This is a genomic window from Streptomyces sp. NPDC006687 (genome assembly GCF_040636215.1).
Lineage (GTDB): Bacteria > Actinomycetota > Actinomycetes > Streptomycetales > Streptomycetaceae > Streptomyces.
Genome location: NZ_JBEYJJ010000001.1, coordinates 520,470 through 531,378, shown reverse-complemented (window position 1 = coordinate 531,378; position 10,909 = coordinate 520,470). Strand labels below are relative to the sequence as shown.

The 10,909-nt window shown below is 74.4% G+C and carries 8 protein-coding genes; 6 read left to right on the top strand and 2 right to left on the bottom strand.

The features are described from left to right. Positions 1-109 precede the first annotated feature (109 nt). The 5 genes from ABZ716_RS02370 (at position 110) to moeZ (ending at position 5,795) form a co-directional block, all read left to right on the top strand. The gene (locus ABZ716_RS02370; RefSeq protein ID WP_358955829.1) at positions 110-1,753 is read left to right on the top strand and encodes a DUF3492 domain-containing protein; all 1,644 of its coding nucleotides are present in this window, start codon (positions 110-112) and stop codon (positions 1,751-1,753) included. A gap of 167 nt (positions 1,754-1,920) precedes the next feature. Further along, complete coding sequence (locus ABZ716_RS02365) at positions 1,921-2,700, top strand: hypothetical protein (RefSeq protein ID WP_358955826.1); 780 nt, start codon at positions 1,921-1,923, stop codon at positions 2,698-2,700. A gap of 78 nt (positions 2,701-2,778) precedes the next feature. After that, positions 2,779-3,795 carry an NAD-dependent epimerase/dehydratase gene (locus ABZ716_RS02360; protein ID WP_351879458.1) on the top strand — a complete coding sequence of 339 codons (1,017 nt, stop codon included), beginning with the start codon at positions 2,779-2,781 and terminating at the stop codon, positions 3,793-3,795. Continuing rightward, a complete protein-coding gene (locus ABZ716_RS02355) occupies positions 3,783-4,538 on the top strand; it encodes a spherulation-specific family 4 protein (protein ID WP_358955823.1) in 756 nt (251 codons plus the stop codon). Before ABZ716_RS02360 ends, ABZ716_RS02355 begins: the two co-directional genes overlap by 13 nt. 78 nt (positions 4,539-4,616) lie before the next feature. Then, positions 4,617-5,795 carry an adenylyltransferase/sulfurtransferase MoeZ gene (moeZ, locus tag ABZ716_RS02350; protein ID WP_351879452.1) on the top strand — a complete coding sequence of 393 codons (1,179 nt, stop codon included), beginning with the start codon at positions 4,617-4,619 and terminating at the stop codon, positions 5,793-5,795. A gap of 68 nt (positions 5,796-5,863) precedes the next feature. On the opposite strand, the gene ABZ716_RS02345 is transcribed toward moeZ, so the two are convergent. Together ABZ716_RS02345 and ABZ716_RS02340 are read right to left on the bottom strand one after the other, a co-directional pair. Next, positions 5,864-7,414 carry an alpha/beta hydrolase gene (locus ABZ716_RS02345; RefSeq protein ID WP_358955820.1) on the bottom strand — a complete coding sequence of 517 codons (1,551 nt, stop codon included), beginning with the start codon at positions 7,412-7,414 and terminating at the stop codon, positions 5,864-5,866. A gap of 80 nt (positions 7,415-7,494) precedes the next feature. After that, the gene (locus tag ABZ716_RS02340; RefSeq protein WP_358955817.1) at positions 7,495-10,338 is read right to left on the bottom strand and encodes a lysylphosphatidylglycerol synthase transmembrane domain-containing protein; all 2,844 of its coding nucleotides are present in this window, start codon (positions 10,336-10,338) and stop codon (positions 7,495-7,497) included. A 119-nt stretch (positions 10,339-10,457) separates the two neighbouring features. Between ABZ716_RS02340 and ABZ716_RS02335 the strand changes: the two genes are divergently transcribed. Next, a complete protein-coding gene (locus ABZ716_RS02335; protein WP_358811013.1) occupies positions 10,458-10,805 on the top strand; it encodes an MGMT family protein in 348 nt (115 codons plus the stop codon). Positions 10,806-10,909: the final 104 nt, after the last annotated feature.

Below are 10,909 nucleotides of genomic sequence, written 5' to 3'. Positions count from 1 at the left end.
GCGACGGACAACCGTCCGTCGCGCCACCGGTGTATCCGCTTGAGTTCTCCCGCGGCGGGTCACCGGACCGACGGCGACCGCCAGGAACGGGAGAACGGGGGTGCCACTCGTGCGGATCGGACTGCTCACGGAAGGTGGTTATCCGTATGCGGCAGGAGAGGCGGGGCTCTGGTGCGACCGGCTCGTGCGCGGGCTCCCGCAGCACGAGTTCGAGCTCTACGCGCTAAGCCGCAGCGCCGGACAGGAGGAGCGCGGCCTGGTCCCGCTCCCGCAGCACGTCACACGGGTGCACACCGCCCCGCTGTGGGCCCCCGCCGACGACGGCCGGACCCACTCCCGGCGGGAGCGGCGGCGCTTCGCCGACGCCCTGCGGGAACTGGTGCGCGGCCTCTGCGGCGGGAGCGCCTCCCCGGCCGACCCGGTCTCGGCCGGAGCTTTCGCGGCCGGGCTGTACGGACTGGCCGAACTCGCCCGCGACCAGGGCGGGATGTACGCCGCCCTGCGTTCGGAGACCGCCGTACGGGTCCTGGAGGCGGGCTGCCGGGCCCCCGGCGCGGGCCGGGGCGTACGGGCGGCCCGGGTCCCCGACCTGCTGGAGTTCGCCGACGAACTGGAGCGGCTGCTGCGGCCGTTGTCCCTCGACTGGTACGGGGAGCCCGGGCTCGCCGCCGCCGATGTCTGCCATGCCGCCGCCGGCGGGGTGGCGGCCGTCCCCGGCCTCCTGGCCAAACGCTTCTGCGGGGTCCCGCTGCTGGTCACCGAGTACGGGGTCCAGCTGCGGGCCCACTACCTGGACCAGGGGCCCGACGGTCCTCGCAGGCCCGCGGTGCGCGCCCTGCTCGCCGCCTTCCACGTCCGGCTGGCCGGGGAGATCTACGGCCGCGCCGATCTGCTGACCCCCGGCAACGCGCACGCCCGCCGCTGGCAGGAGCGGTGCGGGGCGCCCCGGGAGCGGGTGCGGACCGTGTACCCCGGGATGGAGGCGGACCGATTCGCCGCCGTGGGGGAGGACCCCGTCCGCGGGGACCCGGACACCCTGGTGTGGGTCGGGCGGGTGGAGCCGGCCAAGGACCTGATCGGCCTGCTGCACGCCTTCGCGGAGGTCCGCCGGGCCGCGCCGCGGACCCGGCTGCGGATCTTCGTCACGGCCGCCGCGCCGGGGTACCTGGCCGACTGCCGGTCGCTGGCCGCGCAGCTGTTCCCCGACGAGGCCGCCGACGCGCGGACGGTCGGGGAGAACCCCGTCTCGTTCGAGGAGGTCGGCGGGCCCGAGGCGCCGTCGGCGGCCGACGCCTACGCCGCCGGGCGGATCGTGCTGCTGTCCTCGGTGGTCGAGGGGTTCCCCCTCACCCTCGCCGAGGCGATGCTGTGCGGCCGGGCCACCGTGTCGACGGACGTCGGGGCTGTCTGTGAGGTCATCGGCGGTACCGGGCTCGTGGTTCCGCCGCGCAACCCGCGGGCCCTGGCCGGTGCCTGCCTGGCCCTGCTGGAGGACCCCGAGCGGGCCCAGCGGCTGGGGGCGGCGGCGCGGGCGCGGGCACTGGAGCTGTTCACCGTCGAGCAGAACGTGGCCGCCTTCCGCGAGAGCTACCTGTGGCTGCTGGCCAGGGCCTCGCGGGGGGAAGGGGAGGTCCCCTTCGCCCGGCCGGCGGAGGCGAGGGTGCCGGGGCACTGGATGACGCCGAACTGGAGCGTCGAGTCGGCCGCCGGGCCGGTCGCCGGGCCGGCGGTGGCTGAGGAGGCGGCGGTATGACGGCGTCGGACGTCACGGGCGCGGCGCCGTCGCCGGGGGCTCCGCCCCCGAGTCCCCGGGCCTCGAACGCCGGCGAGGCCGGATCTGGTGCGGCTGGGGCTGCCGCGCGGGGTGGGGATCCCGTCAAAGGGTTGTTGTACCGGCATCGGGGGCTCTGTGAGGGAGCCGTGGACGCGTTGGAGGTGGCCGCCGGGCTGGAGGCGTGCGGGATCACCGACCGGACCGCCGCGCGGTTCCGGCACCGGGACGTGTTCTCGCTCGCCGAGGAGCTGTACGCGCGCACCCCGCGCGGGGAGGAGCCCGCGGACGGGCCCGCTCCCGAGCCGGCCAGGGCCCGGACGGTGGTGCGCCGCTTCGGGTACGCCCTGCTGCCCGGCGCCCTCGGGTGCGCGGCGGCAGCCACCGGGGTGCCGGGGGCGGGGCTCCTCGCGGGGCTGCTCGCCGCCGCCGCGCTGGTGTGGCCCGGTCGGGCCCCCGGCCGGTTCCCCCTCACCGCCCACCTGCTCGCGGCGGCCGCCGCCGTGTGGGCCGTCCACCAGCAGGGGGCCGCCCTCGGCACGGCCCTCGCCCTGACCGCGGCCCCCGGCTACCTCGCCGCCGCCCTCTACGCGGCCCGGGCCCGCCGCCGGCTCGCCGGGAGCCGGGCCCTGGACGAGTTCGCCGCCGGGGCCCGGACCCCGCTGGCCGGAGCGCTCCTGCTGTTCACCGCGGCCGCCGCGGGGGCGGCCGCGCTCACCGGCGCCGCCCAGGCGACCGCCGTACCGCTCGCGGTGCTGCTGTTCCTGGCCCGGCTCCTCCTCGGCCACGGCGCCCACCGCGCGCCGCCGGCCGCGGCCCTCGCGCTCGCCCTGGTCCCGGACCCGCCCGCGCTGTACGCGGCCGTCGCGGGACTCCTCGTACACGCCTTCCTCGCGCTGTCCCGTGCCTCCGCACACGCGCGTCCCTGAGCGCCCGTACCCCCTGACACGACCACCGACCAAGGAGAAAAGGATGACCGGCCAGCCAACCCACCGAGGGGCCGCGCGATGAGGGTGCTTCTGATCGGAGCCAACGGCTACCTCGGCCGCTACGTCGCGGACCGGCTGCTCGCCGACCCCGCCGTCCAGCTCACCGCGCTGGGCCGGGGAGACGACGCCGACGTCCGCTTCGACCTCGCCACCGGCAGTCCCGGCGCCCTCACCCGGTTCCTGGACGCCGTCCACCCCGGCGTCGTCATCAACTGCGCGGGCACCACCCGGGGCGGAGCCCGCGAACTCACCCGCCACAACACCGTCGCCGTCGCCACCATCTGCGAGTCCCTGCGCCGCAGCGGCTGCGGGGCCCGGCTCGTCCAGCTCGGCTGCGCCGCCGAGTACGGGCCCAGCCAGCCGGGGTCCTCCACGGCCGAGGACGCCGTCCCGAGACCCGGCGGACCGTACGGGGTCAGCAAGCTCGCCGCCACCGAGCTGGTCCTCGGCTCCGGGCTGGACGCCGTCGTCCTGCGGGTCTTCTCGCCCGTCGGCCCCGGCACCCCCGCCGGGTCCCCGCTCGGCCGGCTCGCCGAGGCCATGCGGCGCGCCATGCAGTCCGGCGACGGCGAGCTCAAGCTCAGCGGGCTCGGCGTGCAGCGCGACTTCGTCGACGTACGGGACGTGGCCCGGGCCGTGCACGCCGCCTCCCTCTCCGCCGCCCAGGGCGTGGTCAACATCGGCACCGGCCGCGCGGTCCGGCTGCGCGACGCGGCGGCCGTCCTCGCCCGGGTGGCCGGCTACGGCGGCGCCCTCAACGAGCTCGACGTCCCGCACGGCGGACCGCACAACACCCCGCAGCACGGCCACCCCGGCCGCCCGCAGGGCCTGGCCGGCATCGGCTCCCCCCGGGCCGAGGCCACCGCCGAACAGCTCGCGACCGCGGCCCCGCAGCCGTTCCCGTACCCGGACGGCTGCGGCGCCTGGCAGCAGGCCGACGTCCGCACCGCCCGGGACCGGCTCGGCTGGCGGCCCCGGATCAACCTGGAGGAATCCCTCGCGGACATCTGGATGGAGGCGGCGTGCCGCATCTGACCACCCCGCCCGGGGCCACGGCGGCCGCCGCGACCGAGTCCGGCCGCCTCGGCCTGGGCATCCCCGGCTACGCGCACCCGCTGCTCGCCCCGGTGGAGTGGGCGGAGCTGACCCGCCCCGGCACCCCGCTGCACTGGGCCGTCCTCAACGTCGCCGACGGCCCCGGCGGCCGCCCCGACCCGCACTGCTCCGAGGCGGCCGCGAAGCTCCGGGGCGCCGGCGGGAGGGTCCTGGGCCACCTCGGCCTGCGGGGCGGCACCCGGCCCTTCGGGGAGCTGCTCTCCGACGCCCACCGCTTCCGGGACTGGTACGGGGTCGGCGGCTTCTACCTGGCCGAAGCCCCCGCCGACCGCTCGGAGCTCGCCTGGACCCGCCGGCTCACCGACGCCCTGCGCGGGCTCGGCCACGAGCTGCGGATCGTGCTCGGACACGGCACGCACCCCTGCGAGGGCTACCTGGAGGCCGCCGACCAGCTGGTCACCTTCTCCGGGGCCTGGGCCGACTACCGCTGGTCGCAGGTGGCGGAGTGGACGGCCGACCACCCGGCGGAGCGGTTCTGCCACCTCGTCCACGGAGTGCCCCGCACCCACCTGGACGAGGCGGTCCGCGTCGCCCGCTGGCAGGGAGCCGGAACCATCTGGTTCACCGACCGGCGCGCGAGCCCCGGACTGGACCCCTGGGAATCGATGCCCGCGTACTGGGACGAATTCGTCTCACGTATCGGACCAGGTGTCTCGGAATGAAGAAGGGCGTGGCAGTGTTACGGGAAGGAACAACCCTTAAATGCTCCCCGCGCCCGCGGGGATGACCCTGGAGTCCCCGTGTCGCTGCCACCCCTGGTCGAGCCGGCTGCCGAGCTCACCGTCGACGAGGTCCGCCGGTACTCGCGTCACCTGATCATCCCCGATGTCGGGATGGACGGGCAGAAGCGCCTGAAGAACGCCAAGGTGCTCGCCGTGGGTGCCGGTGGCCTCGGTTCCCCCGCCCTCATGTACCTGGCCGCGGCCGGCGTCGGCACGCTGGGCATCGTAGAGTTCGACGAGGTCGACGAGTCGAACCTGCAGCGCCAGATCATCCACAGCCAGGCGGACATCGGCCGCTCCAAGGCCGAGTCCGCCCGTGACAGCGTGCTGGGCATCAACCCGTACGTCAACGTGGTCCTTCACGAAGAGCGGCTCGAAGCCGAGAACGTGATGGAGATCTTCAGCCAGTACGACCTCATCGTCGACGGCACGGACAACTTCGCCACCCGTTACCTGGTCAACGACGCGTGCGTGCTGCTGAACAAGCCGTACGTTTGGGGTTCGATCTACCGCTTCGACGGCCAGGCGTCGGTCTTCTGGTCCGAGCACGGGCCCTGCTACCGCTGCCTCTACCCGGAGCCCCCGCCGCCGGGCATGGTCCCGAGCTGCGCCGAGGGCGGCGTCCTCGGCGTGCTCTGCGCGTCCATCGGCTCCATCCAGGTCACCGAGGCCATCAAGGTCCTCACCGGTGTCGGTGAGCCGCTCGTCGGCCGTCTGATGATCTACGACGCCCTGGAGATGCAGTACCGCCAGGTCAAGGTCCGCAAGGACCCCGACTGCGCGGTCTGCGGTCCGAACGCGACCGTCACCGAGCTCATCGACTACGAGGCGTTCTGCGGTGTCGTCTCGGAGGAGGCCCAGGAGGCCGCCGCCGGCTCGACGATCACTCCCAAGCAGCTCAAGGAGTGGATCGACGGGGGCGAGAAGATCGAGATCATCGACGTCCGCGAGAAGAACGAGTACGAGATCGTCTCCATCCCCGGCGCCAAGCTGATCCCCAAGGGCGAGTTCCTGATGGGCACCGCCCTCCAGGACCTCCCGCAGGACCGGCGCATCGTCTTGCACTGCAAGACGGGTGTCCGCAGTGCGGAAGTCCTCGCGGTCCTCAAGAACGCGGGCTTCGCGGACGCCGTCCACGTGGGCGGCGGCGTGATCGGCTGGGTCCACCAGATCGAGCCCGAGAAGCCGGTCTACTAGGCCACGACCGGAGGGGCCGTACCGCTCGCGGCGGTACGGCCCCTCCGGCGTTCCCGCCGCCCCGCCGTTCAGGCGGCGGTGCAGACGGCGTTGGGGCCCGGCACCTTCCCGTCCACCAGGTACGCGTTGACCGCCCGCTGCACGCACGCGTCGCCGCTGTTGTACGCCCCGTGCCCCTGCCCCTTGAACGTCAGCTCGGTGCCCACGCCCTTGCCCAGCCGCTCCACCATGTTCCGCGCCCCCTCGTACGGGGTCGCCGGGTCGCCGGTGTTGCCGACCACCAGGATCGGGGCCGAGCCGGGGGCGGAGACGTCCGGGGTCTGCCAGGCACCGGCCACCGGCCAGCCCGTGCAGCTCATCAGCGCCCAGCCGAGGAAGTCCCCGAAGACCGGGGAGGTCTTGCGGAACTCCGGCAGCTTCGCCCTGGTCTGCTCCAGGCTGTAGCGGTCCTTGGAGTCCGCGCAGTTGATGGCCGTGTTGGCGGCGCCGATGTTGCTGTAACGGCCTTGCTGGTCGCGGCCGTTGAGCGAGTCGGACAGGGCCATCAGCAGCTGCCCCTGGCCACCTTCGGCCTCGTCCAGACCCTGCTCCAGCAGCGGCCACAGCTCCTTCGAGTACAGGGCCTGGGCGACGCCGTTGGTCGCCATCGTCTCGGTGAGCATCCGCTCGCCGATGCCGGGGATGGGCTTGGCCGCCAGGCTCTTCTGGAGCTTCACGATGTTGTTCTCGATCTCCTTGGCGGTGGTGCCCTGGAGGCGGCACTGCTCGCCGCGGTCCACGCAGTCCTGCGCCCAGTTGTCCAGGGCCAGCTGGAAGCCCTTCGCCTGGCCGAGCGCACTCTGCGCGGAGTCCTTGGTCGGGTCCACGACCGCGTCGAAGACGGCCCGGCCCACGTTCTTGGGGAACAGGTGCGCGTACACGCCGCCGAGTTCGGTGCCGTAGGAGATGCCGAAGTAGTTCAGCTTCGGCTCGCCGAGGGCCTGGCGGATCCGGTCCATGTCGCGGGCGGCGTTCTCGGTTCCCACGTACGGGAGCACCTTGCCGGAGTGCGCCTGGCAGGCCAGCTGGTAGGCGCGCAGGCCCTGGATGAACGCCTTCTCCTGCTCGGGGGTGGTGGGGGAGGAGTCCTGGGCGTAGTACGCGTCCAGCTCCTTGTCGTTCTCGCACAGCACGGGGGCGCTGCGGCCGACTCCCCGCGGGTCGAAGCTCACCAGGTCGTAGCGGGCGCGCAGGGCCTCGTAGTCCTTCGCGGCGCTGGGCAGGGTGGTGATGCCGGAGCCGCCGGGCCCGCCGAAGTTGAAGACGAGCGAGCCGAGCCGCTCCTTGGGGTTCCTCGCCTTCGCCCGGATCAGGGCCAGCGGGATGGTCTCGCCCTCGGGCTTGGCGTAGTCGAGCGGAACGTCCAGGGTGGCGCACTGCCAGCCCGCGGGCGGCGCCTGCCCGCCGCCCTCGGCGGCGTCGGGGGCCGGACAGTCCTCCCACTTGAGGGGTTTGGAGTCCCCGGCGCCCCCCGCCGGGGCCTGCTTCGCGCCGCCGTTGCCGGCGGAACAGGCGCTGGTGGCGAGCAGCGCGGCGGCGAGGGCGGCGGCAGCGGTGGTCCGCAGGACGATCGTCGGCATAACCCCATCGTGGGCGCACGCCCCCACCCGCGCCCGCTGACGGTCCGACCGGGTGACGAGGGGCTGCCGTTGGACCGTTCCTAGATCGCCTCCTTGCGGGTCAGGAAGTTGAACGACACCCAGCCCGGCAGCACCGGCAGCCAGAACGTCATCAGCCGGAACAGCAGCACCGCGGAGATCGCCACCTCCTTCTCCAGCCCGGCCGCGATCAGCCCGAGCGTCAGCGTCGTCTCCACCGCGCCGATACCGCCGGGCGTGGGCGCCGCCGAGCCCAGCGCGTTGCCCGCCAGGAAGACCACGGCGATGCTGGCGTAGCTCAGCGTGTTCCCGCCGCCGAAGGCGCGGATGGAGGCGTCCAGGCACATCACGAAGCAGCCGGTCAGCAGCAGCATGCCGCCGATGCCCGTCAGCAGCTTCTGCGGCCGCTGGAGCACGTCCAGCATGCGCGGTACGACACCGGCGAACAGCGCCCGGACCCGCGTCACCACGAACTTCCGCAGGAACGGCACCGCCGTCACCACCAGCACCAGCACCGCCACCGTCAGCAGGCCCGCGATGACCGTCCTCGACGGGGTCATCTCCGGGGTCTTCTCGGTGCCCGTGAGGTAGCCGAACGACAGCAGCAGCAGGATGTGGCTGGCGAGCCCGAACAGCTGCGAAGCGCCCACGCTCGCCACCGCCAGCCCCGGCCGCACCCCCGCCCGCTGGAGGAACCGGGTGTTCAGCGCGACACCGCCGACCGCCGCCGGGGCGACCAGCTTCACGAAGGAGCCCGCCACCTGCGCGATCACCGTCCGCAGGAAGGACACCCGCTCCGGAACGAAGCCCAGCAGGCTCATCGCCGCCGCCACGTAGGTGAGCGCCGAGAAGGCCATCGCGGCACCCACCCAGCCCCACTGCGCCTGCCCGACGATCGTCGCGAAGTCCACGTGGGCCAGCTGCGTGAGCAGGAAGTACGCACCGAAGGCGCCCGCGATGAAGGACACCAGCGTGCGCGGCCGGATCCGCTCCAGCCGGGCCGGCTCCACCGGCGCCTGCGGGCGGATCAGCAGCACCTGCTTGCGGATCTGGCTCAGCAGGTCCTCCTCACGCGCCCCCTCCAGCGCGTCGTCCAGCGCCTTCTTCTCCGCCTTGCGGTCCGCGGCCGCCGAGGTCTTGTCGGTCTTCGCGTCCGCCCCGCGGGCCGCCTTCGCCACCCGCGAGGACTCCAGGACGGCCTCCCGCTGCCGGTCGGCCCGCTCCCGGGCCAGCCTGCGCAGCGTCGCCCGGGTGGAGCGGCTGAGCGCGATCGGCTGGAGCAGCGGCAGACAGTCCGCGACCGTGTCGGGTCCGAGCACCGACACCGCCGAGGCCACCGACCGCTCCGCGCCGACCCGCAGGCCGAGCGTGGTCAGCAGCTGCGCGACGTCCATCCGCAGGACGAGGTCACCGGCGGCGATCTCACCGCCCCGCAGGTCGGTCAGGACGACCGCGCCGGAACGATCCACCACCAGCGCGTCGCCGGTGAGCCGGCGGTGCGCGATCCGCCGCGACTGGAGGGCCCGCACCTGCTCCCAGGCGTTGCGGATCAGCTCGTCGGTGATCTCCTCGTCGGGGAGGGCGTCGAGGGTGCGCCCGCCCAGGTGCTCGTAGACCAGCATCACCGCGTCGGGGCCGAGCTCGGAGGTGGCGATCAGCCTGGGCGCGTTCGCCCCGGCCGCGATCGCCGCGTACGCCAGGAGGGCCTCCTGCTCCAGGGCCTGGCGCAGCGACTGGATGCTGCGCCGGGTGGTGATCCCGCGCAGGGTCAGCCGCCGCCAGACCCGGTAGAAGAACCCCTGCGCCTGCTGCTCACGGTCCACGACGGTGACGTCCAGCGGCGGGCCGTCCTCCAGCGTGACGTGGTAGCGCCGGCCGCGGTCGCCGGTCTCGGCGGTGTCCCCGTCGGGCGCCTCGGCGCGCAGCGCGCTGACGGGCTGGAAGCCGACGCGGCGCAGCCCGGCGAGGAGGTGCTGCCCGGTGGGGCGGACGTTCGGCGAGCCGACCGCGTACAGGGTCCCGTACGCGACGCTCCAGCCGATCAGCACGGTCAGGATGATCGAGAAGGGGGTGGTGTAGCCGCTGACCAGCATCGCGAAGGCGTCGAGCAGCAGCACCACCCACAGCGCGACCCGCCAGCGCGGCCGGCGCGTCATCCCGACGGCGGTCATGTACGCGATCACGGGCGCGAGGTAGCCGTGCACCGGGTCGGTGAGGGCGCCGCCGCCGGCCGAGCGGGTCAGGGCGTCCTGGATGGTCGCGGGGGCGGCCTGGGAGACCCACAGGTCGGTGGCGAGGGTCACCCCGTGCGCGAGGACGGCGGCGAGGACGCCGTCGGCGATGCGCAGCCCGTCGCGTTTGATCAGCCGCTCGATGGCGAAGGCGACGGGTACCAGGAGCACCGCGATGCTGGACACCAGGCCCGCGACCTTGATCAGCACGTCGGGCGCCTGGCCGGTGCCCTTGCTGATGTCGGCCTCCAGGCCCACGGTCGTGCCGTGCGCGAAGGCGGCGATGCCGAGCACGACGGCGATCCCGAGGAGGCCGACGAGGAGGCGTACGAGGTCGGAGGGGCGGTGCACGCGGGCGGCGAGCAGCGGCTCGTCCACCTCGACGCGGTCGGCCGCGGTCGGGGTGTGCCCGGGCGGGTCGTCGGGGTGCGGGTCGTGCGGGCGCGGGTCCGCGTGCGCGTTCCCGGCGGGGGCCTTGTGCGCGTCCCCGGCGGGGGCCGGCGCGCTGCCGGCGGGGGCTCCGCTGTCGTCCGCGGCGGGTTCCGCGGGGCGTGCGGTATTGCCCTCGGGCGCGTCCTTGTCCGGGCGGGCACCCCCGCCCGTTCCCGCACCGTCAGGAGGGCTCACACCCCGCTCCTTCGCCGTCACTTCCGTCTCTTCTTGATCACGTATCACCAGTCACCGCCCGGAAGATGGTGGCACGGACCGGCGGCCCCGCGGGGCATCAGGGTGCGCGCCGGTATGGAACCGAAGCCTCCGCCGAGCCTCCCGCGGCATCCGGCACCATGGGCCGGATGAGCGGAGAGCTGCCCGCATACGCGGAACGGGTACTGGAGGCGGCCGAGCGGATTCCGCCCGGCCGGGTGATGACGTACGGGGACGTCGCCGAGTGGCTCGGCGAGGGCGGACCCCGCCAAGTCGGCCGCGTCATGGCCCTGTACGGGGCGGCCGTGCCCTGGTGGCGGGTGGTGCGCGCGGACGGCGTACCTCTGCCCGGGCACGAGCGGCGCGCCCTGGAGCACTACCGCACCGAGGGCACCCCGCTGCGCGAGACGCCCTCCGGCGAACCCCGGCTGGCGATGCGGCGGGCACGCTGGGACGGGCGCGGGGAGGGGGCCGGAGGCGACGAGGCTCACACCTGACAGCTTCGGCCATCCGCAATCCGTACGGGCCACCGAAGGCCCGTACGGGGGAAGGGCCGCGCGGCCCCGGGACCGGCGTCCGGGCCCTCCGGGAGGAACTGCGG

Excerpts from the sequence above, each read along its gene's own strand:
- ABZ716_RS02360 (WP_351879458.1), top strand. The coding sequence starts at position 2,779 with ATGAGGGTGCTTCTGATCGGAGCCAACGGCTACCTCGGCCGCTACGTC.
- ABZ716_RS02345 (WP_358955820.1), bottom strand. The coding sequence starts at position 7,414 with ATGCCGACGATCGTCCTGCGGACCACCGCTGCCGCCGCCCTCGCCGCC.
- ABZ716_RS02335 (WP_358811013.1), top strand. The coding sequence starts at position 10,458 with ATGAGCGGAGAGCTGCCCGCATACGCGGAACGGGTACTGGAGGCGGCC.